Origin of the sequence: Nocardia cerradoensis NBRC 101014 (assembly GCF_000308535.1) — a bacterium.
Lineage (GTDB): Bacteria > Actinomycetota > Actinomycetes > Mycobacteriales > Mycobacteriaceae > Nocardia > Nocardia cerradoensis.
The window spans coordinates 77460-102792 of record NZ_BAFW01000002.1 but is presented as its reverse complement, the minus strand read 5'-3'; the positions used below and the strand labels follow the sequence as shown (position 1 = coordinate 102792).

24 protein-coding genes are annotated in these 25333 nt (G+C 67.0%); 16 read left to right on the top strand and 8 right to left on the bottom strand.

All coding sequences use genetic code 11. The features are described 5' to 3' along the window. Nucleotides 1-154 precede the first annotated feature (154 nt). The 7 genes from ON23_RS00670 (at nucleotide 155) to ON23_RS00640 (ending at nucleotide 6722) form a co-directional block, all read left to right on the top strand. Entirely contained in the window at nucleotides 155-751 is a 597-nt protein-coding gene (locus ON23_RS00670; protein ID WP_039775299.1) for a bacterial proteasome activator family protein, read from the top strand. A 136-nt stretch (nucleotides 752-887) separates the two neighbouring features. After that, entirely contained in the window at nucleotides 888-1712 is an 825-nt protein-coding gene (gene wzm / locus ON23_RS00665; protein WP_051041761.1) for a galactan export ABC transporter permease subunit Wzm/RfbD, read from the top strand. Between the two features lie 8 nt (nucleotides 1713-1720). Next, the gene (wzt, locus tag ON23_RS00660) at nucleotides 1721-2527 is read left to right on the top strand and encodes a galactan export ABC transporter ATP-binding subunit Wzt/RfbE (RefSeq protein WP_039775216.1); all 807 of its coding nucleotides are present in this window, start codon (nucleotides 1721-1723) and stop codon (nucleotides 2525-2527) included. Nucleotides 2528-2631: 104 nt separating this feature from the next. Continuing rightward, on the top strand, nucleotides 2632-3555 hold the full coding sequence (gene glfT1 / locus ON23_RS00655; protein WP_051041752.1) for a galactofuranosyltransferase GlfT1: 924 nt from the start codon (nucleotides 2632-2634) through the stop codon (nucleotides 3553-3555). A gap of 31 nt (nucleotides 3556-3586) precedes the next feature. Beyond that, complete coding sequence (locus ON23_RS39045) at nucleotides 3587-4396, top strand: hypothetical protein (protein WP_223273306.1); 810 nt, start codon at nucleotides 3587-3589, stop codon at nucleotides 4394-4396. Nucleotides 4397-4670: 274 nt separating this feature from the next. Next, entirely contained in the window at nucleotides 4671-5747 is a 1077-nt protein-coding gene (gene rsgA / locus ON23_RS00645) for a ribosome small subunit-dependent GTPase A (RefSeq protein WP_051041751.1), read from the top strand. Between the two features lie 126 nt (nucleotides 5748-5873). After that, nucleotides 5874-6722 (top strand): SDR family oxidoreductase, encoded by an 849-nt coding sequence (locus tag ON23_RS00640; RefSeq protein WP_039775211.1) that lies wholly within the window; start codon nucleotides 5874-5876, stop codon nucleotides 6720-6722. Nucleotides 6723-6881: 159 nt separating this feature from the next. Here the strand turns inward: ON23_RS00640 and ON23_RS00635 are convergent, their stop codons facing one another. Next, nucleotides 6882-8777, bottom strand: coding sequence for a glycosyltransferase (locus ON23_RS00635; RefSeq protein WP_083903596.1), 1896 nt, complete (start codon nucleotides 8775-8777; stop codon nucleotides 6882-6884). A 96-nt stretch (nucleotides 8778-8873) separates the two neighbouring features. Continuing rightward, entirely contained in the window at nucleotides 8874-9383 is a 510-nt protein-coding gene (locus ON23_RS00630; protein ID WP_051041760.1) for a GtrA family protein, read from the bottom strand. Nucleotides 9384-9611: 228 nt separating this feature from the next. Between ON23_RS00630 and ON23_RS00625 the strand changes: the two genes are divergently transcribed. Both ON23_RS00625 and ON23_RS00620 read left to right on the top strand, forming a co-directional pair. Next, entirely contained in the window at nucleotides 9612-10580 is a 969-nt protein-coding gene (locus tag ON23_RS00625) for a glycosyltransferase (protein WP_039775209.1), read from the top strand. Next, the gene (locus ON23_RS00620) at nucleotides 10577-12181 is read left to right on the top strand and encodes a DUF2142 domain-containing protein (RefSeq protein ID WP_083903595.1); all 1605 of its coding nucleotides are present in this window, start codon (nucleotides 10577-10579) and stop codon (nucleotides 12179-12181) included. Before ON23_RS00625 ends, ON23_RS00620 begins: the two co-directional genes overlap by 4 nt. Here the strand turns inward: ON23_RS00620 and rfbB are convergent. Continuing rightward, a complete protein-coding gene (rfbB, locus tag ON23_RS00615) occupies nucleotides 12178-13179 on the bottom strand; it encodes a dTDP-glucose 4,6-dehydratase (RefSeq protein ID WP_039775207.1) in 1002 nt (333 codons plus the stop codon). The genes ON23_RS00620 and rfbB overlap by 4 nt on opposite strands. A gap of 296 nt (nucleotides 13180-13475) precedes the next feature. Between rfbB and ON23_RS00610 the strand changes: the two genes are divergently transcribed. Beyond that, the gene (locus tag ON23_RS00610; RefSeq protein ID WP_036497045.1) at nucleotides 13476-14186 is read left to right on the top strand and encodes a DUF8020 domain-containing protein; all 711 of its coding nucleotides are present in this window, start codon (nucleotides 13476-13478) and stop codon (nucleotides 14184-14186) included. A gap of 116 nt (nucleotides 14187-14302) precedes the next feature. Here the strand turns inward: ON23_RS00610 and ON23_RS00605 are convergent, their stop codons facing one another. Further along, complete coding sequence (locus ON23_RS00605) at nucleotides 14303-15334, bottom strand: alpha/beta hydrolase (protein ID WP_083903594.1); 1032 nt, start codon at nucleotides 15332-15334, stop codon at nucleotides 14303-14305. A gap of 228 nt (nucleotides 15335-15562) precedes the next feature. Here ON23_RS00605 and rfbA point away from each other — a divergent pair, with 228 nt between their 5' ends. Continuing rightward, nucleotides 15563-16453 (top strand): glucose-1-phosphate thymidylyltransferase RfbA, encoded by an 891-nt coding sequence (gene rfbA / locus ON23_RS00600; RefSeq protein WP_036497044.1) that lies wholly within the window; start codon nucleotides 15563-15565, stop codon nucleotides 16451-16453. A 1-nt stretch (nucleotide 16454) separates the two neighbouring features. Then, complete coding sequence (locus ON23_RS00595; RefSeq protein WP_039775206.1) at nucleotides 16455-17012, top strand: dTDP-4-dehydrorhamnose 3,5-epimerase family protein; 558 nt, start codon at nucleotides 16455-16457, stop codon at nucleotides 17010-17012. 92 nt (nucleotides 17013-17104) lie between these two features. Here ON23_RS00595 and ON23_RS00590 read toward each other — a convergent pair whose 3' ends face one another. Continuing rightward, the gene (locus ON23_RS00590; RefSeq protein ID WP_039775285.1) at nucleotides 17105-18571 is read right to left on the bottom strand and encodes an MFS transporter; all 1467 of its coding nucleotides are present in this window, start codon (nucleotides 18569-18571) and stop codon (nucleotides 17105-17107) included. Nucleotides 18572-18774: 203 nt separating this feature from the next. Between ON23_RS00590 and ON23_RS00585 the strand changes: the two genes are divergently transcribed. Next, nucleotides 18775-19161: a MarR family winged helix-turn-helix transcriptional regulator gene (locus ON23_RS00585; RefSeq protein ID WP_039775205.1), complete on the top strand. Its 387-nt coding sequence runs from the start codon at nucleotides 18775-18777 to the stop codon at nucleotides 19159-19161. Between the two features lie 29 nt (nucleotides 19162-19190). Here the strand turns inward: ON23_RS00585 and ON23_RS00580 are convergent, their stop codons facing one another. Beyond that, the gene (locus ON23_RS00580) at nucleotides 19191-20063 is read right to left on the bottom strand and encodes a helix-turn-helix domain-containing protein (RefSeq protein ID WP_039775202.1); all 873 of its coding nucleotides are present in this window, start codon (nucleotides 20061-20063) and stop codon (nucleotides 19191-19193) included. Between the two features lie 123 nt (nucleotides 20064-20186). Further along, complete coding sequence (locus ON23_RS00575) at nucleotides 20187-20873, bottom strand: DUF4282 domain-containing protein (protein WP_039775200.1); 687 nt, start codon at nucleotides 20871-20873, stop codon at nucleotides 20187-20189. Nucleotides 20874-21240: 367 nt separating this feature from the next. On the opposite strand from ON23_RS00575, the gene ON23_RS00570 reads away from it, so the two are divergent. The 3 genes from ON23_RS00570 (at nucleotide 21241) to ON23_RS00560 (ending at nucleotide 24828) form a co-directional block, all read left to right on the top strand. After that, the gene (locus ON23_RS00570; protein ID WP_036497109.1) at nucleotides 21241-21723 is read left to right on the top strand and encodes a hypothetical protein; all 483 of its coding nucleotides are present in this window, start codon (nucleotides 21241-21243) and stop codon (nucleotides 21721-21723) included. Between the two features lie 110 nt (nucleotides 21724-21833). Further along, entirely contained in the window at nucleotides 21834-24047 is a 2214-nt protein-coding gene (locus ON23_RS00565; protein WP_039775199.1) for a molybdopterin-dependent oxidoreductase, read from the top strand. A 163-nt stretch (nucleotides 24048-24210) separates the two neighbouring features. After that, nucleotides 24211-24828: a pyridoxamine 5'-phosphate oxidase family protein gene (locus ON23_RS00560; RefSeq protein ID WP_039775197.1), complete on the top strand. Its 618-nt coding sequence runs from the start codon at nucleotides 24211-24213 to the stop codon at nucleotides 24826-24828. On the opposite strand, the gene ON23_RS00555 is transcribed toward ON23_RS00560, so the two are convergent. Continuing rightward, nucleotides 24815-25297 carry a GtrA family protein gene (locus ON23_RS00555; protein ID WP_083903592.1) on the bottom strand — a complete coding sequence of 161 codons (483 nt, stop codon included), beginning with the start codon at nucleotides 25295-25297 and terminating at the stop codon, nucleotides 24815-24817. The two genes, ON23_RS00560 and ON23_RS00555, sit on opposite strands and share 14 nt — an antisense overlap. Between the last annotated feature and the right edge of the window lie 36 nt (nucleotides 25298-25333).

Here is a 25333-nt window from a genome sequence, read left to right as displayed (position 1 = left end):
TTTCACAAACCGAACCACACACGAGGCGGACAGAACCGCAACAGAATACTTCCGCCCGAAATCGGACCGCGTACCCCGTTCCGGCACCGGGCCCTCACCGGGCGATGCGTCGTTCACTTAGCGCTCGGCGCGGGAAGCAGACATCATGGATGCCATGACGCAATCGGACGGAGCACCGGATTCCATCGTGGTGATCGGACCCGAGGGGCGCCCGCTGGTCATTCCGGCCGGCGCCCAAGGTGAGGCGCCGTTCGCCGGGCAGGTGGTCGGCGAAGGCGACACCGACGCCGAGGGCGCGCAGACCGCCGGCGGCGAGGAGTCGCTCGCCGATATGGTCGAGCAGCCGGCGAAGGTGATGCGGATCGGCACCATGATCAAGCAGCTGCTCGAGGAGGTGCGCGCGGCTCCGCTGGACGAGGCCAGCCGTAACCGGCTCAAGGAGATCCACAAGACCTCGGTGCACGAGCTCGAGCAGGGACTCTCCCCGGAGTTGCGCGACGAACTCGAGCGGCTCGCCCTGCCGTTCGGCGAGGATTCCGTGCCTTCCGACGCGGAACTGCGGATCGCCCAGGCCCAGCTGGTCGGCTGGCTGGAGGGCCTGTTCCACGGTATCCAGACCGCGTTGTTCGCCCAGCAGATGGCGGCCCGCGCGCAGCTCGAGCAGATGCGGCACGCCCTCCCGCCGGGTGCGCACATGCCGCGCGAGGGCGGGCAGGGCGGATCGGTCACCGGCGGCGGTCAGTACCTCTGAACACCGCTGATCATCGGATAGCCTCGAGCCCCCACCGGCGGGGATCGGCTCTGCGCTACAGTCGTGCACTGTGCCAGCAGCTGCCCCTGCCGATTCGGCCACAGCCGAACGTCCGGCCGACGCCACGGTGCCCCTGATGTCGGATGCGCAAACGTTTCCGCGGGCCTTCAAAGACCTCCGCGAGGGGTTCTCTCAGCGTGAGCTGTGGCTACAGCTGGGCTGGCAGGACATCAAGCAGCGCTACCGGCGATCGGTGATCGGCCCGTTCTGGATCACCATCGCCACCGGCGTGCAGGCAGCCGCGATGGGCGTGCTCTACGCGGCGATCCTGAACCAGGATCTGTGGACGTATCTGCCGTATGTGACCGTCGGCCTGATCGTCTGGAACGTGATCAACGCCAGCATCCTCGAGGGTTCGGATGTGTTCATCGCCAACGAGGGGCTGATCAAGCAGCTGCCCTCGGCGCTGAGCGTGCACGTCTACCGGCTGGTGTGGCGGCAGTTCCTGTTCTTCGCGCACAACATCGTGATCTATCTGGTCATGCTGGTGGCCTTCGGCGTCTGGGAACATCTGGACTGGACCGTGCTGCTGGCGATTCCGGCGATCGCGCTGGTGTTCCTGAATTCGGCGTGGGTGTCGATCGTGTTCGGCATCTTCTCCACTCGCTACCGCGATATCGCTCCGATTCTGGGCAGCATGACGCTGATGCTGTTCGTGCTGACGCCGGTCATGTGGACCACGAAGTCGCTGCGTGACCAGGGCGGGGCGGTGAGCGAGCGGGCCAAGCTGGTCGAGTTGGTGCCGACCTACCACTATCTCGAGGTCGTGCGCGCACCCCTGCTCGGCGATCCGGTGCCGGTGCGGTCGTGGCTGGTCGTCGGTGTGATCACCGTGGTCGGCTGGGCGGTGGCGATCCTGGCGTTGAAGCAATACCGTTCCCGCGTGCCGTACTGGGTGTAGAGGACGATATGACCGGAGTAAGCATCGAAACCCACCAGGCGTGGGTGGAGTTTCCCATCTTCGACGCCAAGTCACGGTCGCTGAAGAAGGCTTTCCTGGGCAAGGCCGGCGGTTCCATCGGGCGCAATCAGTCCGATGTGGTCGTGGTCGAGGCTCTGCGCGACATCACGCTGTCGCTGAAGGAGGGTGACCGGGTCGGCTTGGTCGGCCACAACGGCGCCGGAAAGTCGACACTGCTGCGGCTGCTCTCGGGTATCTACGAGCCCACCCGCGGCAGTGCGCGGGTGCGCGGCCGGGTGGCGCCGGTGTTCGACCTCGGCGTCGGCATGGATCCGGAGATCTCCGGCTACGAGAACATCATCATCCGCGGGCTGTTCCTCGGGCAGACCCGCAAGCAGATGCTGGCCAAGGTCGACGAGATCGCCGACTTCACCGAACTCGGCGAATATCTGAACATGCCGCTGCGCACCTATTCGACCGGTATGCGGGTGCGGCTGGCGATGGGCGTGGTGACCTCGATCGATCCGGAGATCCTGCTGCTGGACGAGGGTATCGGCGCGGTCGACGCGGAATTCATGAAGAAGGCCCGCAACCGGCTGCGCGATCTGGTGGCGCGCTCCGGAATCCTGGTGTTCTGCAGCCATTCCAACGAATTCCTGGCCCAATTGTGTGACACCGCAATGTGGATCGACCACGGCACGCTGCGCATGCAGGGTGATATCGAGGATGTGGTGCGCGCCTACGAGGGCCCGGAGGCGGGCGATCACGTGAAGCAGATCCTGCGTGAGCTCGAACTCGAACGCGATCCCGCATGACGACGGCGGCAGAGGACACGGACATGGGCGGTCAAGCGCGGAGGCGGGAGCGTAGCGTAACCACGCAGCGCTCCGCCCATGTCCCAGAGGACAAGGACACGACCATGAGTGATCAGGCGGCCCCGTCCGCGGACAGCGGAGTGGCCCGGATCATCGCGGTGGTCGTGACCCACAAACGCCGGGAACTGCTGAGCGAATCGCTGAAGGTGCTCGCCTCGCAGACCCGCCCGATCGACCATCTGATCGTCATCGACAACGGCAACGAGCCCGAGGTCGGCGAGATGGTGGAAGAGCAGCCGATCGAATCGACCTATCTGGGTTCGGAACACAATCTCGGTGGTGCGGGCGGTTTCGCCCTCGGCATGTTGCACGCGCTGACCATGGGCGCGGACTGGGTCTGGCTGGCCGACGACGACGGCCGCCCCGAAGGTCCGGACGTGCTGGCGAAATTGCTCGATTGCGCCGGACGCCACGGTCTTTCGGAAGTTTCGCCGGTGGTGGCCGATATCGACGATCCGGATCGGCTGGCCTTTCCCCTGCGCCGCGGCGTGGTGTGGCGGCGGCTGCGGTCCGAACTCGGTGACGAGGACTTCCTGCCCGGTATCGCGTCGCTGTTCAACGGCGCCCTGATCTCCGCCGAGGCGCTCGAGGTGATCGGCGTTCCCGATCTGCGCCTGTTCGTGCGCGGCGACGAGGTCGAGGTGCACCGGCGGCTGGTGCGTTCGGGCCTGCCGTTCGGAACCTGTTTGCAGACGGCGTATCTGCATCCGAACGGGTCGGCGGAATTCAAGCCGATTCTGGGCGGGCGGATGCACACCCAGTATCCGGACGATCCGGTCAAACGCTATTTCACCTACCGCAACCGTGGCTATTTGATGGCACAGCCCGGTATGCGCAAACTGCTTCCCCAGGAGTGGGCACGGTTCTCCTGGTTCTTCCTCGTACAGCAAAAAGATCCGGCCGGTCTGCGAGAATGGTTGCGGCTGCGGCGTCTGGGGCGACGCGAGCAGTTCCATAAACCCGGTTAGATCAGTGCTTTTGGCATGAGGAGGTACGGCTGTGAGCAACCCCTACGGTGGGCAGCCACCCTATGGGCAACCATTCCCACCGAACGGTGCACAGCCGTATCCGCCGGCGCAGCCGTATCCCGGAGCTCCGCAGCCCAACGGTCCCTACGGCGCGCCACCGCCGCACGGCGGTAGCGGAGCAGTTGCCGCGCCGGGATATCCGCAGCCGCACGCGGGCTCACAGCCGCATATTCCCCAGCCGCACAACGTCTCCCAGCCGCATCACGCGCCGGGTTGGGGCGCGCCCCAGGCTCCGCCGCAGCCCTACGGTCAGCCGCCCGCGAATCCGTATGGGGCGCAGCCCTATCCGGGCCAGCAGCCGTTCAACGGTGGACCGGCGCCCTACGGTGCGCCCAATCCCGGTGCACCGCAGGGCCAGTACGGCGCCTACGGCCCGGCGGTACAGTTCCAGCCGCAACCGGGGCCGCAGGGCATCGTCGTCGACGCCTCGTACTTCCCGCTGGGATTCATGCTCGCGCTGACCGGGCCGAAGATTCTCGTCGACGGCATGGAGGTCCCGATGGCGAAGTGGGGACAGACCCACATTCCGGTCGGTCCCGGCCAGCATCACGTGCGGGTGGCGACCAAGTGGCTGTGGGATATGGGTCCGGCCGAGACCGCCGTGCCGGTCGCGGAGGGCCACAGCACCCACGTCTACTACAAGTCGCCTGCCATCGCCTTCATCAACGGCGCCATCGGGCCGGTACCGCAGGCAGCGCCCGGTGCGATCGTTTCCTACATCAGCCTCGGCGTGGTCGGGGTGCTGATCCTGCTGCAGTTGCTGATCGCCTGCACGATCTGATCGAGCGGCCCGGGACGACGTAGGCCCGGAAAATACGTTGCGGCCCGCGCGGCGGGCTGTCATTGTTTATCCATCCGGTCGCGGAGGCGACCGAACCCGAGTATCGAGACACGAGAGGGTCGAGGAGGTGGAATACGTGAACGTCGGCAGTCGGATTGTCGCGGACGGAGCCCGGTATCAGACCGAAAAGCGCTCCGCCGCACGTATTTCCACTCTCCTCCCCATGCACTGAGCCCTTCGCGGGCTCGGTGCCCGACGAAGGATGTCTCCCCTCATGGTCGATTACGACCGTCTCCTTCCCTACGGCTGGACCGCCGACCTCTCCGCCGCGTACGCAGGGCTGCTCGATACCGGCTGGGTCCCGGCCCGCGTGATCCGGATGGATCGCAGTGAATGCGATGTCGCGACGCCCGACGGGCTCGCCCGCGCTTCCTGTCCGCGGGCGGATACCAACATCAACGGCCTGTGTACCGGTGACTGGGTCGCCGTCGCACCGGCCGACACGTCCGCCGGCCCGGCGTTCACGGTACGAAAGTTGTTGCCGCGCCGCACGATTCTGCAGCGCGCGACGGTATCCGGCCGCTCCGACGCACAGGTGCTGGCCAGCAATGTGGATACCGTCGCGATCTGTGTCGCCGCCGACGGTGAGATAGACCTGGGCCGCATCGAACGGATGCTGGCCCTGGTCTGGGAGTCCGGTGCGCAGCCGGTCGTGGTGCTCACGAAATGCGATCTGGCGCCGGATGTTTCACTGCCCGACGTGCGTGCCGCGGCGCCGGGTGCGGCGGTGGTGCCGGTCTCCGCGACCACCGGCGCCGGGATGGATGTGTTGCGCGCGGTGGCGGCCGGCACGGTCGCACTGATCGGATCGTCCGGCGCCGGCAAGTCGACTCTGGCCAATGCGCTGCTGGGCGAGGAGGTTTTCGAGACGGACCGGGTCCGCGCCTCGGACAAGCGGGGGCGGCACACCACGGTGCATCGCGAGTTGCGGCCGATCCCCGGCGGCGGAACCCTGATCGACACCCCGGGCCTCCGGGCGATCGGGCTCTGGGCTGCCGAACAGGGCCTGGCCCGGACCTTCACCGATATCGAATCGCTCGCGGCGCAGTGCCGATTCTCCGACTGCGAACATCGCACCGAACCCGGATGCGCGATTCTCGCGGCCCTCGACACCGGCGAGTTGCCGCAGCGACGGCTGGACAGCTACCGCAAACTGCAGCGCGAGAACGAACGACTCGCCGCCCGCAGCGACGCGCGGTTGCGCGCCGAACGGGAGCGGGTGTGGCGCGACATCACGAAATCGCACCGGCGGATGCAGAAGGAACGTGATTCTCGTCGCCATCGGCGCTGACCACTATGCAACTGATTGCATAGCCCGGCGCGGTGCCCTACTGTGCGAATCGGGTAGTTCAGCACCCCGGCTCCTTCGGATCGCCGATCATGGAGCCGGGGTGATCGCACAGATGGGAGCAGGGATATGACCGAAGCTGGTAAGCCACTGGCCGGCCGCACCATGATCATGTCGGGCGGCAGCCGCGGCATCGGCCTGGAGATCGCCAAGCGGGCCGCCGCCGACGGTGCGAACATCACGCTGATCGCCAAGACCGATCAGCCGCATCCGAAACTTCCGGGCACGATCCACACCGCCGCCGAGGAACTCGAGGCCGTGGGCGGCCGGGTGCACAAATTCGTCGGCGATGTGCGCGACGACGAGGGCGTCGCCGAAGCCGTGCGCCAGACCGTGGAGCGGTTCGGCGGTATCGATATCGTCGTCAACAACGCCTCGGCCATCGATCTGTCACCGACCGAGACGCTGTCGATGAAGAAGTACGACCTGATGCAGGACATCAACTGCCGCGGCAGTTTCCTGCTGTCCAAGACGAGCATCCCGGCACTGAAGGAATCGGCCGAGGCCGGGCGCAACCCGCACATCCTCACCCTGTCGCCGCCGCTGAACCTCGACCCGAAATGGGCGGGCAGCTCGCTGGGCTACACCATCGCCAAGTACGGAATGTCGCTCACCACTCTGGGTTTGGCCGAAGAACTGCGCAAGTACGGCATCGGCGTGAACTCGCTGTGGCCGCGCACCACCATCGCCACCGCCGCGGTCCGCAACCTGCTCGGCGGTGAGGAAATGGTCCAGACCTCCCGCACCCCCGACATCTACGCCGACGCCGCCTACCTGGTCCTCACCTCCCCCGCCAAGGACACCACCGGCAACTTCTTCATCGACGACGAGGTGCTGAACTCGCACGGCGTCACCGATCTGGACAAGTACCGCGTGGTCCCCGGTGACGGCCCGCTGACCACGGACCTGTTCCTCTAGGCGGTCCACACTCCCCGCCACAGTGGTGTTGCCACTACCGACAGCCCGATCCGACGCCGATACATCGGCACCCGGGTCGGGCTGTCGACAGGAGTGCGAAGATGGTCAGCGGTGAACCGGACGGTGCCCGCCCGGTGACGTACCGGGCGGGCCCGCGGATCAGATGCCGTAGAGCCGTTCCCAGTTCTCGCGGCTGGTCAATTCCGGCGCCGCGGCCCGGTACTGGCGGCTCAGCTCCGGGAGTTCGCGGCGCAGCCGGCGCAGGACCCGGACGGTACGCAAGAGCAGTGCGCGGGCTTTCTCCTTGTCCCGCTGCCGGATTCGCACGCCGGACTGGGAGGCGTCGGTCACCACGACGTGATCGAACAGGGCCAGATGCCACCAGTGCGCATCCTCGCGGGTGACGCCCACGACACCGTGCTGGGTGCGTCCGGTCCACTGCTGGATCGCACGCTTGACCAGCACCAGCAGCGGGCGGCTCGGTTCGCCGCCGGCCCGACGGAGCTGGATGTCGGACTGCCGGACCGGTGCGGTGGCGGCCGGGTGCTTCTTGGTCTCACCGTAGTCACCGCGGCTGGTGCGGGCGGCCGCCAATGCCTGAATTCCACCGTCGCGCAGGATCTTCGGGCCCTGCAGGAAATCCTCGATGCCCTGCAGTGTGGTGTGCGCGAGACCGTACTGCATACCCACCAGATATTCCGCGATCTCACGGAACAGCTTGCGGGTCACCGCCTTCGCGTCGAGATCGGTGTGCATGGAGCTGACGATGAGCGAATTGCGCATGCTGAAGTAGCGCGCCCAGTCGTCGAAGTCCTTCCAGTAGAAGTCCGCGTGCCAGACCGCCGCATTCGGCAGCGTCACGGTCACGAAACCCGCCTCGCGGGCGCGGACACCGTATTCGACGTCGTCCCACTGGAAGAAGATCGGCAGCGGCAATCCGATCCGGGCCACCACCTCGGCCGGGATCAGGCAGGTCCACCAGGCGTTGTAGCCGGCGTCCACGCGGCGCTCCTGATTGCGCTTGAGCATGCTGGTGTTGCGCAACGCCTTGGGCACCTTCTGACCGTGCCGCAGCTCGTTCAGGTGCACCTCCTCGGCGCCGACGTTGAGATAGTCGGGGTTCAGCAGGAACAGCATCTGCGCGCCGACCAGGGTCGGTTCCACCGTGAGATTGGCAAAAGCGTTGAGCCGCAACACCGTTTCGGGCTCGCAGAGAATGTCGTCGTCCATCAGGATGACGTCGGCGTGCTCGTTCGCCGCCGACACCTCGTACAACCCGCGGGTGAAGCCGCCCGCCCCGCCGAGATTCGGCTGCCGGATGTAGCGCAGCTTGTCACCGAAACGCGGCTGCGTCTGCTGGAACAGCTCCCGGTCCGACACCAGGTCGGTGCCCTGATCGACCACGTACACCGCGTCGATGGCCGCCAGCACCTCCGGATCCGAGGCGAGGGCGGCGACGGTGTGCGCGCAGTCCTCGGCCCGGTTGAAGGTGCAGATCGCGATCGCGACCGGGCGGACGCGATCCGGCGCGGGCGCGGTCCAGGTGAGCTCACCGATCGCGAGTTCGCCTCCGACAGCATCGAACTCGACCCACAGCGCCCCGCCGTCCACGTACTGATCCAGCGGCGCCCGCAGGGTGATCACCCCGTCGGAATCCACATCCGCGGAGTCGATGATGCGCCGGTGCCCGGCGATATCGGAGGCGGCCAGCCGGATCCGGGCCCGGTCGCCGACCGCGACCCGCATCGAGACCTCGACCTCGGTCACCGTCGTCCAGCGCTGCCAGTAACTGGCCGCGAATCGGCCGAAATAGGTGTTGGTATGGGCGTGCGCACCCTTTTCCAGCCGCAGCGACAGCCGTTCGCGATGCGATTTGCCCTTGACCACCGCATAGAGTTCATCGCTGATCTTGGGCGCCGGGCCGGTGAAGATGCCCCGGGCCAGAACCAGGCGGTCGGGGGCGCGGTGCTCGGTCCGCAGGGCGCCGGGCGCGGGCTCGGCGATCCGCGGGTCGTTCTCGGTGGCGGTCACGGCCTGGCCAGCCGACTGATCCATGGTGGAATCCCTCGTAAACAGTGTCCGATGGCGCCGAATCCGGCGCGGGCGCGGTCAAGTGCGGGCTCGGTGCGAGCGATACCCATTATGTCCGTCTCATGTCGCGGCGTCCGACCGACCCGAGCGCGACTCGGCGAAGACGAAAGTGTCGTAGGCCCAGTAGCGGAAAACCACCGCCACGATCTGGCCGATCAGGGTGCCGGAGATGTTGTCCGCCAGCGGCGAGGACAGGTGCAGGACATATCGGGAGAATGCCAGGCACCCCAGCTGCAATCCGATGGCAACCACATTGAAAACGGTGTACAGCAGATATTCGCGGGCGGGACTGCCCCCCTGCTTGTGCGCGAAAGTCCACCATTTGTTGCCGAAATACGTGACCACCGTGGCCACCAGAATCGAGATGATCTTCGCGACCAGCGGCGCGCGATTCAGAACTCCGTCGCCGCCCCAGAAGACCAGCAGATTGTAGGTGCCGGCGTCGACGAGAAATCCGATCGCGCCGACCACCAGAAAGGCCGATCCCTGCCGCAGGGCGGTGACGACCTTGTGTCGCAAGGTATCGCCGGTTCGATCGACCGGTTCGGTCGCCGTCTCACTGCTGGCCACCCGGCGACGGTACCGCACCCCGGTTCCCCACCGCGCGATCCCGGTGGCGAGCGGGCTCGCCGCGGGTGCGACCGAGCGGCTCACAGCGCACGCAAAGGGCGCGAGGTCGCGGCGGGTGCACCGCCCCGCACCGGACACAGTGAGGGTTAGCGGGCGCGACTGCGGCCCCGGCCTGTACCCTCCCGGTGTTCCGTATTTCATCGGCCGATCAAATGAGGGATTGACGGGGTGAACCCCACCGAGCTTCGCATCGCCGCAGTCGTGCCCTGCCACAACGAGGAGGCTGCGGTCGCCAAGGTCGTCACGGACCTCAAGGCTGCCGTGCCGGGCATCGACGTCTACGTCTACGACAACCGCAGCACGGACGCCACCGCCGAACGTGCCCGGGAGGCGGGCGCGATCGTGCGCACCGAGACCGTCAAGGGCAAAGGCAACGTCGTCCGGCGCGCATTCGCCGATATCGAGGCCGACGTCTACCTGATGATCGACGGCGACGACACCTACGACGCCTTCGCCGCCCCGAAGATGATCGAGGCGCTGCTGTCGGGCCCCTACGACCATGTCCTCGGCGTGCGGAAAGAGGACGAAGGCACGCAGGCCTACCGCGCGGGCCACGAAGCCGGAAACCGCGTCCTCAACGGCGTGGTCGGCAAGGTATTCGGCGAGAACGTCGAAGATATGCTCTCCGGATATCGGGTGTTCTCCCGCCGCTTCGTGAAGAGCTTCCCCGCGGTGTCGCGCGAATTCGAGATCGAAACCGAATTGACCGTGCATTCGCTGCATCTGCGGGTACCGCAGACCTCGGTGCGGGTGGGATTCCGCGACCGGCCGGAGGGCAGTGAATCCAAACTGCGCACCTACCACGACGGATTCAAGATTCTGGGCCTGATCTTCGGTCTGGCCCGGCACGAACGTCCGGTCGCGTTCTACGGACTGTTCGGCACGCTGGCCTGGCTGATCTCGATCATTCTGATCGTGCCGATAGTGATCCAGTTCTACGAAATCCACCAGGTTCCGCGCTTCCCGACGTTGTTCCTCGGTTTCACCCTGCTGCTGCTGGGCAGCCTGGCGTGGACCGCCGGTCTGATCCTCGACGGCATCCGCCGATCCCGGCACGAGGCCGCCCGCCTGATGTACCTGCGGTATTCGGCCGTCGGCGCCGAAACGCCCGAGCAGGTCCGGCAGGCACACGGATGACGACCCAGGCCGACAAGGAGGCCGCCGATAGGCCGGCCTCCGACCGCGAGGCCGTGACCGGCGAAGCCGACACCGAGCAGCCGAACCGCGACGAGACGAACCGCGAAAGCGGCACCGCGGGTGCCGAACAGCGAGAGCACTCGGGCCTGCTCCGGCGCGCCCGATCCGGCATCGCGCACCACCTGGGCCCGGCCGCGGCGGTCTTCGTCCTGGTGGCCGGCGTCTTCGGCATCGTGTTCGCGACCATCACCCCGCCGTTCTGGGGCCATGACGAGATCACCCAGTTCGGCCGCGCGTACCAGGTGGCGCACGGCGGATTCACCCCTCAGCGGATCACCGACGACCGCGGCGTCTCCTACGGCGGGCAGATCCCGTTGAGTGTCGACGGTCTGATGGGTTACGCCTTCACCGACTACAACCGCCACCCGACCGAGCCGGCCCCGCTGGCCGCCGACGAGACCGCCTACGACCGGCTGGGTTCCGCGCCGGTGACCACCACCGCGACCAAGCAGATGTGGTTCACCAATACCGCCGCCTACTCGCCGGTGCCGTATGTCCCCGCGGCCGTGGGCATCCGGCTGGCGCAGGCGATCGGCCTCGACGTCGGCGATACGGTGCTGCTCACCCGGCTCGCCGGACTACTCGCCTACCTGGTGATCGTGGCGTTCGCGCTGCGGGCGCTGCGGACGTTCCGGATCCAGTGGCTGGTGTTCACGATCGCGGTGCTGCCCATCGCGCTGTTCCAGGCCGGCACGGTCACCGCCGACACCGTGACCAACGCCCTCGCCGTCCTGGTGTCGTGCCTGGTGGTGAAGGGCGTCTTCCTCGACACCCGGCTGACCAAGCCGGAGGTCGTGGCCGCCCTGGCGGCGACGCTGGCGCTGCCGCTGAGCAAGCCGACCTACGTCATCCTCGCCATGCTGGTGGTGCTGATTCCCGCCCGGCAGTACGGCTTCGGGAAGGCGCTGCGCTGGCTGCCGTGGTGTTTCGCGGCACTGGGCGCGATCCTGTTCGCGGTGTGGATGAAGATCGCGGCACCGACGGGCGACGGTATGGGCCTGATGCGCAAGCCGTCGGAATGGCGTTCGGTGCGCCCCGGCGACCAGCTGCACGGAATTCTCTCCGATCCGGCGCATTTCGCCACTACCTTCGGCGACAGCATCTGGTATCGGGACGAGAAATGGTTCATCCAATTCTTCGGCGAGCTGGGATTCGCCTATGTGGACGTTCCCGCGCTGTCGATTCTGGCCTGCCTGCTGGCGCTGGCGGTGAGCGCCGGAATCGCGGATCGGCTGACCGGTAACCGGTGGCGCACCTGGATCGTCGCGCTCACCGTGCTGGCCAGCGTCGCGATGATCTACGTGACGCTCTACATGTCGTTCACACCGGTGGACTACTGGATGATCGACGGCGTGCAGGGGCGCTATTTCGTGCCGCTCGCGATCGCCGGGTTCGCGGTGCTGCTGCGGTGGATGCCGTTGCGGCTGAGCGATTCCCGCGGCGTGACGCCGGTACGCGGGCCCGCGATCACGGTGGTGGTCGCGACCGCGGTGGCCCTGGCCGCGGCCGCGATCAAATACAACGTCCTGATCTGGGGTTAGAGCACCTTTTCGCCGGCCGCCGCGTAGGCGCGTTCGGTGTGGTCCTTCTGCGGGCGCCACCACGCCTCGTTGTCGCGGTACCAGGCGACCGTCGCGGCCAGTCCGGCGCGGAAATCGCCGTACCGGGGGCGCCAGCCGAGTTCGGCGCGCAACAGGGTGGCGTCGATGGCGTAGCGCTGATCGTGCCCGGGCCGATCGGTGACGTGATCGAAATCGCCGGGGTCGCGGCCGAATTCGGCGAGCAGCAGCTCCACCACGGTCCGGTTGTCCAGTTCACCGTCGGCGCCGATCAGATATGTCTGCCCGATGCGCCCGCGGTCGAGAATGTCCCACACCGCGCGATTGTGATCGGCGACGTGAATCCAGTCCCGGATCTGATGTCCGGCGCCGTAGAGGCGCGGTCGCACCCCGTCGATCAGATTGGTGATCTGGCGCGGGATGAATTTCTCTACATGCTGATACGGACCGTAATTGTTACTGCAGTTGGAGATCGTCGCCCGCACCCCGAACGACCGCACCCAGGCACGGACCAGCAGATCGCTGGAGGCCTTGGTCGCCGAGTACGGGCTGGACGGTTGATAAGGGGTGTTCTCGGTGAATGCCGGATCGTCGGCCTCGAGGTCGCCGTAGACCTCGTCGGTCGAGATGTGGTGGTAGCGCACATCATATTTGCGGACGGCCTCGAGCAGAGTGAACGTGCCGACGATATTGGTCTGCACGAACGCCCGGGGGCGGGCCAGCGAATTGTCGTTATGGGATTCGGCCGCGAAATGCACCACTGCGTCGGCTCCGGAGACCAAGCGGTCCACCAGACCGGAATCGGCGATATCGCCGTGTACGAACTCGATCCGATCGGCGATCGGCGCCAGTGAGGCGCGATTTCCGGCATAGGTCAATGCGTCGAGCACCGTGACGCGGACGTCGGGTCGATCCGCCACGGTCTGATGGACGAAGTTCGCGCCGATGAATCCGGCTCCGCCGGTTACGAGCAATCGCACCGTGCCACCCTAACGTGGGCGCGAATACGGACTTTGAATCACCTTCGAGTCACACCGGCTCCACAGCAGAGTGTGACCTTCGTCACACCACGCTCTCGATGTCCTTTTTGTTCGAATTGTTGGTGGTGTCCGAAAACCGCACGCATACTGCATGTTTCCGCAACCTGACAATCGGCAAGAACCCGATGGTGAACAGAATTTGAATGAACGGACACAACAGGTTCACCGCTCGTTAGCTGACGTCGATTTCTATTTCTCATGTCCCAGAACCACTCTGTATCGAGGTTCCGCAGAAAATGATGATGAGGAAATTCGTCGCGACCGCCGCCATGCTGGTCGCCGCCGTCGGCGTCGCAGCCGGAACTGCCACGGCCGACCCCGCCGCCCCCGCGGCGCCCGAAAGCGTCTACTACAAGGCCGAAGTCGTCGACAACGACAAAGCCGTGATCAAGACCGACGGCGGCTCGATCGTCAACGAAGACGGCATGCTGAAGATCAAGGCCGCCAACGGCACCGTGCTCGCCGGCACCCCGCTGAACTTCCGGGTCGACGACTTCGAGTTCCCGATCGCCGCCGACATCTCCGGCAACACCGCCACCCTGACCCCGCAGTTCGACGAGCAGCACGCGGTGTACAAGCCGGTCGCGCTGCCGTTCGAGGAGTCGGCTCCGTGGAAGACCCCCTACGACCGTGAGGTCGCGGCGTTCACCCGTCTGAAGGACACCATCTCCACCGGCGCCACCATCGGCACCCTGGTCGGTGGTATCGGTGGCGCGGCCATCGGCTGCATCGCGGGCGCTGCCCTCGGTGTCGTCGCCACCGGTGCGCTGGCCACTCTGTTCGGCCTCGGCCCGCTGGGCGGCTGCATCGCAGGTGCCGCCGCTGTCGGCTTCCTGGGCGTGCTCGCCGGCCAGATCTTCGTGACCGCCCCGGTCGCGATCGGCGCCGCGATCCAGTACTGGGCCACCACCACCGCGCCGTTCAACCCGCCGGCGCCGGCCAAGTAATTCCGCAGGCTGCCCGTCCTCCCCTGAGCGGGCGGAATCCTCGGATCAGAGACAGTGCCCCGCCCACCGCACGGTGGGCGGGGCACTGTCGTCTCAGGCGGTGTTCGATGCGCCTGTCAGGCGGTCCGCGCGGCCTCTTCCGGCTCGACCCGCGCCCGCACGAATCGCGCCACCCGGGCCAGCGCGGCGCGGCTCTCCGGCATATTCGGCAGGATGCTCATGAAGGCGTGGACCTGCCCGCGCCACAGCTCCAGCGAATTCGGCACGCCGGCCGCGGTGAGCCGACGGGCCATCAATTCGCTGTCGCAGCGCAGCAATTCGTCCTCACCGACGATCAGCAGCGCCGGCGGCAGGCCCGTGAGCGATCCGTTCACCGGTGACAAGGCCGGGTCCAGCGGCCGCTCCGCCTCGGCCCCGTAGCGCACCATCTGCCGCACCGCCGCCATCGGGATGTAGGCGTCGCGACCGACGTTCATGTACTCGCCCTTGAGCCGGTAATCGAGATCCAGCAGCGGCGACAACCCGACCAGGCCCGCGGGCCCGGGAAGGCCGGCCTGCGCCGCCCGCAACGCGGTGGCGAAGGTGAGGAAACCGCCCGCCGAATCGCCGGCGAAGACGATGCGTGCCGGATCGGCGCCGTGCCGCAGCAGCCAGCGATAGGCCGTGAGGCAGTCCTCGACCGATCCGGCGATATTCGTCCCGGGCAGCTGCCGATAGTCCACGTTCACCACCGGCAGCCCCGTACGGCGGGCCAGGCTGGCCGCCACCGGCCGGTGCGAGTCCAGTCCGCACAGGAAGAACCCGCCGCCGTGCATGTACATCACAGCGCCGTCGCGCAGGGATCGCCGGGCGCCGGCCGGGCGGATGATCTCCATCCGGAAGCCGCTCATCCGCACCTGTTCGCGTTCCACGCCACGCACCTGCGGCCGCAGCGCCGCCAGCCGGTCGATCAGGACCCGCGCGACGGGCATGGTCATCGGAGTGATCGGATAGCGCCGGATGACGGGGCCGACCACGTTCCGGCAGGTCAGCAGCACCGCCTGCGAATGCAGACTCGATCGGTCCGGGTTCACCACCACCGGATCCACGACAACACCGGGTTCGAACCCCGGCCCGTATTCGGCCTCGCCGATGGGAATCGCCGTCATCGCGCACCTACCTGCCACTCGGCGCCGAGTGACCGGCTACCGGCAGATTCGGTAGCTGAGGTGTCGGCGCTGACATCTCACACACTGGTGTTTCAGAACACCACGGATGTGTGACCTACGCAATACTGATCGCCCGACCAGGGTCCGGCGAAACCATCGTGACCATTTCGCGGTCTACTCGGAACCTCATCGAGCCCCAGCGGGCGAGAGCTGGCAGACTTGCGTGACATGCGCGGAATCATTCTGGCCGGGGGCACCGGGTCCCGGCTGCACCCGATCACGCGCGGGGTCAGCAAGCAACTGGTCCCGGTGTACGACAAGCCGATGGTCTACTACCCGCTGTCCACGCTGATGCTGGCGGGCATTCGCGACATCCTGGTGATCACCACCCCGGAGGATGCCGGGGCCTTCCGCCGGCTGCTCGGCGACGGCACCCAGTTCGGTCTGGCGATCGACTACGTGGTGCAACCCGAACCCGACGGCCTGGCCCGGGCCTTCGTGCTCGGCGCCGACCACATCGGCGGCGAATGCGCGGCGCTGGTGCTCGGCGACAACATTTTTCACGGTCCAGGTCTCGGCACCCGGTTGCGGCGCTTCGACGGCCTCGACGGCGGCGCGGTCTTCGCCTATCGGGTATCCGATCCCTCGGCCTACGGCGTGATCGAATTCGACCGGGGTAGAGCCGTTTCCATCGAGGAGAAGCCGAAACTCCCGCGGTCCAACTACGCCATTCCCGGCCTGTACTTCTACGACAACGACGTCGTCGAGATCGCCCGGGGACTGCGGCCGTCCGCGCGCGGCGAATACGAGATCACCGATATCAACCGCACCTATCTGGAACAGGGGCGGTTGCAGGTCGAAACCCTCGCACGCGGTACCGCCTGGCTCGATACCGGAACCTTCGATTCGCTGCTGGACGCCGCCAACTACGTGCGCACCATCGAGGAACGACAGGGCCTCAAGATCGGCGTGCCCGAGGAGGTGGCCTGGCGGATGGGCTTCATCGACGACGAACAGTTGTGCCGGCTGGCCGAACCGCTGGTGCGCTCCGGGTACGGGACCTACCTGCTGGACCTGCTGAATCGCGGGCGCGACGATCGCTACGGACAGGACGGTTGACATGCGGATTCGAGAACTGGCGGTCCCCGGTGCGTGGGAGTTCACGCCGGTGCTGCGCGGCGACGAGCGCGGCGTCTTCGCCGAGACGTTCAAGGCCTCGGAATTCGAGAAGGCGACCGGACGGCCCCTGGACCTGCTGCAGATGAACACCTCCACCTCGGCGGCCGGTGTCCTGCGCGGCATCCACTACACCGAGAATCCGCCCGGCCAGGCGAAATACGTCACCTGTATGCGCGGCGCCTTCCTGGATGTCGTGGTGGATCTGCGCCGTGACTCCCCCACCTTCGGCCGCTGGGACAGCGTGGTGATCGATGACGTCACGCGCCGCTCGGTCTTCGTCTCCGAGGGTCTCGGTCACGCCCTGCTGTCGCTGGCCGACGATTCCACCGTCACCTATCTCTGCTCCCTCGAATACTCCCCCGAATTCGACCGGGACCTCGACGCCTTCGATCCGGATCTCGGAATCGACTGGCCCACGGCCGGTTCCGACGGCAGTCCGCTGACCTTCATCCGCTCCCCGAAGGATGCGGCCGCGCCGCGCCTGCGCGAACTTCGCTGAAGTCCCCGGGTTCCCCCTCCCGGCCCGGATCGCGCGGACGCCACGTCCGGCTCGAACGGGTATGAGCCGGACGTGGCGTTCGGGAAGGGATCTCAGGCTGCCGCGAGTTCCGGTGCCTGTTCGGTGTCCTCGACCTCCTGCTGCTTCCTGCGGGTGGGAAGGAAGTGGGTGAAGGCGATGAGGGCGCCGATGATCGCCGCGATACCCGCGAAGATCAGACCGGGACGGTAGCTGTCGAGTACCGCCTGCGGTGAATTACCGTGCGGGCCCGAGGAAATCAGCGCGGTGGTGATGGCGAGAACGATCGCCGCGCCGACCTGCATCGAGGTCTGCAGCACACCGGCCGCCAGGCCCTGTTCCTCGTCCTCGATGCCGTTGGTGGCCTGAATGTTGATGGCCGGGAAGCCGATCCATCCGATACCGATCAGCAGCACCGCGGGCAGGATCACCGCGACGTAGGAGGGTGCGGTGTCGATCCGCAGGAACAGCAGGTAACCGATCGCCATGACGGTGGTGGTGACCGCGATGATCGGGCCAGTGCCGAAGCGGTCCACCAACTTGTCGGAGAACACCGAGGACAGCGCGACCAGCACACCCACCGGCAGCAGCGCCATCGCCAGGGTCAGCGGCGACCAGCCCAGACTGTCCTGCAGGTACAGGGTGACGATGAACTGCCAGCTGAAGTAGGAACCCGCCACCGCGACGATCACCAGACTGGCCCGCACCAGTGTGGCCTTGCGGAGGATGCCGAGCCGGATCAGCGGATGCCGCACCCGCTTCTCCACCGCGACGAACGCGACGAACAGGACGAGGACGGCCGCGAACGAGCCCACGGTGCGCGCCGAACCCCAGCCGGCCTGCGGTGCGGACACCACGGTGTAGACGAGCAGCAGCATGGCGGCGGTGGAGAACAACGCACCCAGCAGATCGTGTCCACCTTCGGCGGTGTCGCCCTTGTCCTTCGGCACCAGGATCGCCGCGGAAATCAGGGCGGCCAGCGCGATCGGCACCGGCAGCAGGAAGGTCCAGCGCCAGCCGAAACCGGTCATCAGGCCACCGAAGACCAGGCCCATCGAGTAGCCACCGGCACCGAAGACGGTGTAGATGGACAGCGCCTTGTTGCGCGCCGGCCCCTCGGCGAAATTCGTGGTGATGATCGACAGCCCGGTCGGCGCGGTGAAAGCGGCCGCCAGACCCTTGACGAAGCGGGTCGCGATCAGCAGCGGCCCGGAGCTGACCAGCCCGCCCGCCAGCGAGGCGACCGCGAAGACGGCCAGTGCGATGAGGAAGACCTTGCGCCGCCCCAGCAGATCGGCGGTGCGGCCGCCGAGCAGCAGCAGTCCGCCGTAGCCGAGGACGTATCCGCTGACCAGCCACTGCAGGGTCGAGGTTTCGAGGTGGAGTTCGGTGCCGATGGACGGCAGCGCGACGCCGACCATCGAGACGTCGAGGCCGTCCAGGAACAGCACGATGCACAGCGTGATGAGCATGCCCCAGAGCCGGATCGGCCACCGAGTGTCGGCCGCCGAGGCGGCCGGAAGTGTTGCTGTGGAAGTCATGTCGCGGAACATTACATGCGCGTGCATCTAATGCACAAGCATTTAATGTAGTTGCATGAAACCGGCCCACGCACTAGGATGACGACATGACAAAGGCGTCGACAGCGTTTCCGGCGCATTCGACGGACGCGGTAACACCGGACACGGCGTTATCCGCAGGTCTGCCGTCCGTAGCGCCGAGTGATACCGACACCGGTTGCCCCGTGCCGACCGCCCGGAACGACGGGCCGGGCGGCTTGGTCGGCGAATGGCGCGATCTACTCGCTCGCCATGCCGCGGTGTCCTGTGCGCTGGAGAAGGATCTGCAGCGTGAACACCACATCGGCCTCAGCGAGTTCGAGACGCTGGACCGTCTGGTCGACGCCTCGTGCGACAGCTATCGGATGAGCGATCTGGCGCACGACATCCACCTGAGCCAGAGCGCACTGTCCCGAACGGTGGCACGACTGGAGCGCGACGGACTGGTCGATCGCACCCTGTGCACCGAGGACCGCCGCGCGATCTACGTCTGCCTCACCGACAAGGGCCGCGCGGTTCACACCGCCGCCGTCCCGACGCACCGCGACGTCCTGGAACGCACCCTGCACTGAATCCGGCCCGCACCGAATCCGGCCGGGCGTCACGCAGCGGCGATGGCCTCGTCGAGGACCGCTCGTCCGTCCACCGAGGCGGCGCGGATATTCGCGAATGCGCCCCGATACCGGTCGATATCGGAATTTTTGTCGAAATAGGTGGAGCCGGCGAAATTTTCGACGTACACCACCGGCGGCTCGGTGGTTTCCGCGTCGGCTTCGCCGAATTCCAGCAGGACGAATCGTCCGGAATCGAGACCCTCGTGGTAGCCGGAATCGTTGGGCACCAGGCGAATGTCGATATGCGGGAACTCGCACATCCGGCGCAGATGATCCAGTTGGCCCGCGATCACGGCCGGATCACCGATCCGCCGCCACAGCAGCGATTCGGCGATGATCGCCACCAACCGCACCGGATCCGGGGTGCGGGTGAGCAGACGCTGCCGCTGCCTGCGCACCTCGATCCGGCGCTCGACCTCGGCCGGGCTCAGATTCGGCCGGGCCGCGGTCAGCAGTGCGCGGGTGTACTCCTCGGTTTGCAGCAGGCCCGGCACGAATTCGTTCTCGAAGGTCGAGATGTGGGTCGCGGCCTCTTCCAGGCCGATGTACACGTCGAAACCCTCGGCGATCACATCACCGTAGGGAGCCCACCACCCCCGGGCCTTGGTTTCCCGGGCGAGCGCGGTGAGAGGTTCCAGCTCGGCCTCGGGCGCGCCGTAGATCTTGCACATGGCTTCCACGTCGAGGCTGCGCAGGGAGGTCTGACCGGTCTCGATCCGCCAGATCTTGGCCTCCGACCATTCCAGCCGGCGGGCGGCCACCCGGGTCGTCATCCGTGCGCGATTACGCAGGTCACGCAGCCGCCGGCCCAATTGCCGCCGCGGCATGGTCGAACCGGTGATCCCCTGCGGTGAAGCCATTTTCCCCCCTCGGCAGAAACCTTCGCGGGCATCGGAACTCGCTCCGGACACCCCCGAACGGATTGTCGCACAACAGAACAGCCCCCGACAGCCGCGCCGATCGAGCGGGCCGCGCAGACGCCGCTACCTGCGCGGCGGACGTTTGCGGAACCGCCAGAATTGCACGGCGCGAACATCTTCCGAGAGCTGGTTCACCGGCTCGGCGACATCGGACAGCGCGCGGAAGAGATCGTCGGCGAGGGTGTTGATGTGCTCCACCCGGGTCGCCAGCCGCGAGGCGTTGACCAGGAATTCCAGCACCAATCGCACCGATGCCGCGATGGTCAGGCCGAGGGGTACGGCCACCACGATCGCGAAGATCACTCCCAGCAGTGCGGACACCTGCCACAGCACCACGACCAGGACCAGCGGGATGCCGATCGCGAAGGCCAGTCCCAGGAGATAGGCCAGGGGCAGCAGCGTGCGCGTGGCCGAGGTGCGGAACTGCACATCCAGCAGCGCGCGGGCGGCCGCACCACACCAGGCGCGGAAGGCGCCGGGACTGCGGAACGGTTCGGGCCGCTCGTCCTCCGCGGTCTCGTCCTCCGCGGTCTCGTCCGGCGACCAGCGGCGTCGGGCGGAGTCCTTCCACGCGAGCCAGCGGGACTCCACGGCGTAGTCGGCGTCGCCGTCTTCGCCGGAACCCTCGTCGACGTCGTCGCGTCCGGACGATTCGGGCGTCTCGTCCCTATCCCGCGGGCCCCCAGCGGAATCGCGCGCGGCCCCGATCTCGGAATCCCGGTTCCTGGGCCGCTGCGGGTCTTCGCTCATGATTCGAATCCTCTCCCGGCACAGCGCAAGCGAGCAATCTCCGGGCGGGCTCGAATCCCATCGGTCACATGCGACTCACATCACACTTTCAGCCCATTTCTTCCCAGCGAGCTGCCAGGGAATCAACAGCGGCAACGCATTCGATTCACAGTGACGCGCACAAAGGTGGTAGTCGTAGCAGTTCACAACGGCGGGGTACGGCGGTCCGAAAGGCTCATAGCCACCGGCGATCACCGCTCGCCCGTGTGACGTATCCGACCATCACGAAGAAATTTCCACCAAGTTGTAACACCGCCGGTAGCGCGGCCCGATACGTCCCATGAACACCGACGCAGGACCCAGATCTACCCGGGGAATGGAGAACACAGTGCGTACAGCGTTTCCGACTTCCGTCCACGCGGCGACGTTGGCCGCTACCGCGCAGGACTACATCCAGCGCGGGTGGACGGTCGCTGAAACGGCCAACGGCATCTGCCTGATCACCGATGCGAATGTTTCGGGTATCGAGGTCGCCGGCGAACTGGCCGCGAACGTGCGCCGATTCCTGCGGGCCAACAACCTGTCCGGACCGGTGATCGAGATCCCGGGCGCCGAGCGCCGCGAGATCCACCTGGTGACCGGACTCGCCAAGGCCGCGATGGCGCTCGAGGCGCTGCGCGCGGCCGGCGCGATCGTCTACACCGACGGTGCGGGCATCCCGCTGCCGCCCACCCAGCTCTCGGCCGGCGAGGCCTGCTGGGGTGTAGCACCGACCGAGGCCCGCTGGCTGCCGCCGGTCGTCGCGATCGCCGCGGCCGTGCGTTCGGCGAACTCCGGCCGCAAGCCGCAGGTCGCTCGCATCGCCAGCTGAATCGACCATCCGCGAAACCGCGAGAACGTCAGCGTTCTCGCGGTTTCGCGGTTTTCGTGCATTTCGGATGAATCGCGGCGCGACGACCGACCGCCGACGATGATGGATCCATGTCGCGCGTCACCGCAGAAGCCCGGACCACCTACCGCACCTGCCCGCTGTGCGAGGCCGTCTGCGGACTCGAGATCACCCTGGACGCTGAGGATCGGGTGACGCGCGTGCGCGGCGACCGCGACGATCCGTTCAGCCGCGGCTTCATCTGCCCGAAGGGCGCGAGCCTCGGGGCGCTGGACGCCGACCCCGATCGGCTGGCCGAACCGATCATCCGGGATCGCGCCACCGATACCTGGCGGCAGGCCACCTGGGCCGAGGCCTTCGATCTCATCGCCGAGCGAGCGCCCGCGGTCCTCGACGAATACGGACGCCAGGCCGCCGCGCTGTATCTGGGTAATCCGAATGCGCACACGATCGCCGGCGCGCTGTACGTGCCGGCGCTGATCCGGGCGCTGAGTACCCGCAATCTGTACTCGGCCAGCACCGCCGATCAGATGCCGAAGCAGGTGTCGAGCGGGCTCATGTTCGGCGATCCACTCACGGTCGCCGTGCCCGATCTGGACCGCACCGACTATCTGCTGATGCTCGGCGCCAACCCGCTGGAATCCAACGGCTCGCTGTGTACCGCCCCGGACTATCCGGGCCGGTTGAAGGCGCTGCGCAAGCGCGGCGGGCGGTTGGTCGTGGTCGATCCGCGGCGCACCCGCACCGCGGACCTCGCCGACGAGCATCTGTTCATCCGGCCCGGCAGCGACGCCTACCTGCTGTTCGGCATCGTGCACACCCTCTTCACCGAGGACCTGACCGATATCCGCGTCGAGGTGGCGGGCCTCGAGCAGATCCGTTCGGCCGCAATTCCGTTCACTCCCGAGGCGGTGCAGGCACGCACCGGCATCCCGGCCGAGACCGTCGGGCGGCTGGCGCGGGAGCTGGCGGCGGCGCCGACGGCCGCGGTCTATGCGCGCATCGGCACCTGCACCGCCGAATTCGGCACCCTCACGCAGTGGCTGGTGGACGTGATCAACGTGCTCACCGGCAATCTGGACCGGCCGGGCGGCGCGATGTTCGCCACCGCCGCCGCCCTGGGCATCGTGCGGACACGGCCGTTCCGGCTCGGACGCTGGGCCAGCCGCGTGCGCGAATTGCCCGAAGCCATGGGCGAATTCCCCGTCGCGACGCTGGCCGACGAAATCCTCACCCCCGGAGAGGGGCAGGTCCGGATGCTGGTGACGGTGGCCGGCAATCCGGTGCTCTCGGCTCCCGCGGGCGCACGGCTCGGCGAAGCGCTGGCCGGACTGGACTTCATGGTCAGTGTGGATCGCTACCTCAACGAGACCACCCGTCATGCCGATGTGATCCTGCCGCCGCCGCGCACCCTGCAGGCGCCGCACTACGATTTCGCGCTGCTGCAGTTCGCGGTGCGCAACTACGCCCGCTATTCCCCGCCGGTGGTCGCCCTGCCCGGCGACCGGCCCTCGGAACCGGAAATACTTGCCCGCCTGGCACTTTCCCTGGCGGGGCAGCAGCCGGAGGCGGGAACCGATTGCGTCGCCGCGGTGGACGAGCTGATCATCGCCGGCACCCCGCACAAGGCCGGACTCGGCGCGCGGCGCGGCGAACTGATCGGTGCGAACAGCACCGAACAGCGCATCGACCTGATGCTGCGCCTGGGCCCGTACGGCGAATGGAATCCCGATCGCCGATCCGTCGACATCGCGCCCGAGGGGCTGAACCTGCAGGTCCTGCTGGACAATCCGCACGGCGTCGACCTGGGCGCGCTGCAACCGCGGCTGCCCGGCGTGCTGCGCACGGCCTCCCGGAAGGTGGAGCTGGCGCCGCAGCAGCTGCTCGACGACACGACTCGGCTGCTGGCCGAAATGTCTGCTGCCCGACCGGATGTGGTGTTGATCGGCCGGCGGCACCTACGGTCGAACAACAGTTGGATGCACAACGTGCCGGCCCTGGTCGGTGGTTCGAATACCTGCACGCTGCATATTCATCCCGACGACGTGGCGCGCCTCGGGCTGGGCGAGCTGGCCGCGATCGAGTCGGCGTCCGGCAAGCTGACCGTGCCGGTGGAACCGAACGACCGGATCATGCCCGGTGTGGTGAGCCTGCCGCACGGCTGGGGACATGCGGGCAGTACCCAGACCGTCGCGCGCGAGCACGCCGGCGTGAATGCCAATGCCCTGACCGATGATTCGCGGATCGACGCCGTATCCGGAAATGCGGTGTTCAACGGAGTTCCGGTGACCATCACGCCGGTGTGATTCTCCGATACGTCCGAATCGATCGGCATCCACGGGGCAAACGACTCTTCGGCTTGCCGGATTCGCCATCCGAAATACGTTCGTTCCTATAGTATTTCGACATATTCCAGGTTCGGCGCCGAACCATCCACGTGCGGATCTCAGCTACCCGGAGGGGTGTGGCATGTCCGGTTTCACAGGCGGCAGTGACGGCGAGCGGGAACTGCAACAGCGATTCGGTACCGAGGAGCGTGCGGGGCGTTTCTACGACGAACAGGTGCTCGACCGACTCAACAGCCGTATGCGCGAGTTCGTCGGCCGGATGGATATGGCCTTCATCGCCACCGCCGACCGGCACGGGGAATGCGATACCAGCTTCCGGGCCGGCAAACCCGGATTCGTGCACGTCATCGACGACCGTACGATCGCCTATCCGGAATACCGGGGCAACGGGGTGATGGCCTCGCTCGGCAACATCCTGGAGAATCCGCACGTCGGCATCCTGATGATCGACTTCGTGCACGATCTGGTCGGACTGCACATCAACGGATCGGCACGCATCGTCGACGATCAGGCATTGCGGGCCCGCGTGCCCGGCCTGCCCGCGGCCGAACGCGGGCGGATCGCCGAGCGGTGGGTGGTCGTGGATGTCGAGGAGGCCTACATCCATTGCCGCAAGCACATCCCGCATCTGGTGCCGGCCGCCCGTGAGGAGCGGGAATGGGGTACCGACAGTGCGCGGGCCAAGGGTGGGGACTACTTCGGCGCCAAGGCGCAGGCGCGGGCCCTCAGCGGATCTTGAAGATCACCGCACGCTGCACGACGAAGTTGATCACGGTGGCCACGCCCTGCGCGATGACGAAGGCGATGAGCACCGCACCCTTCACCGAATGGCCGGCGATATCCACCGACATCGCCGGCAGGGTGTCGTTGAGCAGGGCGTTGATGCCCACCTGCGCCGCGAAGGTCACCGCGTAGAGGATCACCACCGCCACGAAACGGCTGCGACTCGGCGGCGCCTTGAACGTCCAGCGCCGGTTGATCAGATACGCCGTGGTGGTGCCGACGATGAAACTGCAGGCCTTGGCGAAATCGCGCGGGACTCCGAACAGGGTCATGAGCAGCACGTACAGCCCGAAATCGACCACCGCCGACAATCCACCGGTGAGGACGAACCGGACAATCTGCGTCTTCAGATCGACATCCGTACCGCCTGGCTCGTCTACCAGGGGCAACTCGGCCGGAAGAGGGAGATGGGGTTCCGCACTCACGGCACGAGAGTAGCGGGTCACGCTGGCGCCGCGGCG

Coding starts and splice junctions, on each gene's coding strand:
- ON23_RS00670 (WP_039775299.1), top strand. CDS start 155: ATGACGCAATCGGACGGAGCACCGGATTCCATCGTGGTGATCGGACCC.
- wzm (WP_051041761.1), top strand. CDS start 888: ATGTCGGATGCGCAAACGTTTCCGCGGGCCTTCAAAGACCTCCGCGAG.
- wzt (WP_039775216.1), top strand. CDS start 1,721: ATGACCGGAGTAAGCATCGAAACCCACCAGGCGTGGGTGGAGTTTCCC.
- glfT1 (WP_051041752.1), top strand. CDS start 2,632: ATGAGTGATCAGGCGGCCCCGTCCGCGGACAGCGGAGTGGCCCGGATC.
- rsgA (WP_051041751.1), top strand. CDS start 4,671: ATGGTCGATTACGACCGTCTCCTTCCCTACGGCTGGACCGCCGACCTC.
- ON23_RS00640 (WP_039775211.1), top strand. CDS start 5,874: ATGACCGAAGCTGGTAAGCCACTGGCCGGCCGCACCATGATCATGTCG.
- ON23_RS00635 (WP_083903596.1), bottom strand. CDS start 8,777: ATGGATCAGTCGGCTGGCCAGGCCGTGACCGCCACCGAGAACGACCCG.
- ON23_RS00620 (WP_083903595.1), top strand. CDS start 10,577: ATGACGACCCAGGCCGACAAGGAGGCCGCCGATAGGCCGGCCTCCGAC.
- ON23_RS00610 (WP_036497045.1), top strand. CDS start 13,476: ATGATGATGAGGAAATTCGTCGCGACCGCCGCCATGCTGGTCGCCGCC.
- ON23_RS00605 (WP_083903594.1), bottom strand. CDS start 15,334: ATGACGGCGATTCCCATCGGCGAGGCCGAATACGGGCCGGGGTTCGAA.
- rfbA (WP_036497044.1), top strand. CDS start 15,563: ATGCGCGGAATCATTCTGGCCGGGGGCACCGGGTCCCGGCTGCACCCG.
- ON23_RS00595 (WP_039775206.1), top strand. CDS start 16,455: ATGCGGATTCGAGAACTGGCGGTCCCCGGTGCGTGGGAGTTCACGCCG.
- ON23_RS00590 (WP_039775285.1), bottom strand. CDS start 18,571: ATGACTTCCACAGCAACACTTCCGGCCGCCTCGGCGGCCGACACTCGG.
- ON23_RS00580 (WP_039775202.1), bottom strand. CDS start 20,063: ATGGCTTCACCGCAGGGGATCACCGGTTCGACCATGCCGCGGCGGCAA.
- ON23_RS00575 (WP_039775200.1), bottom strand. CDS start 20,873: ATGAGCGAAGACCCGCAGCGGCCCAGGAACCGGGATTCCGAGATCGGG.
- ON23_RS00565 (WP_039775199.1), top strand. CDS start 21,834: ATGTCGCGCGTCACCGCAGAAGCCCGGACCACCTACCGCACCTGCCCG.
- ON23_RS00560 (WP_039775197.1), top strand. CDS start 24,211: ATGTCCGGTTTCACAGGCGGCAGTGACGGCGAGCGGGAACTGCAACAG.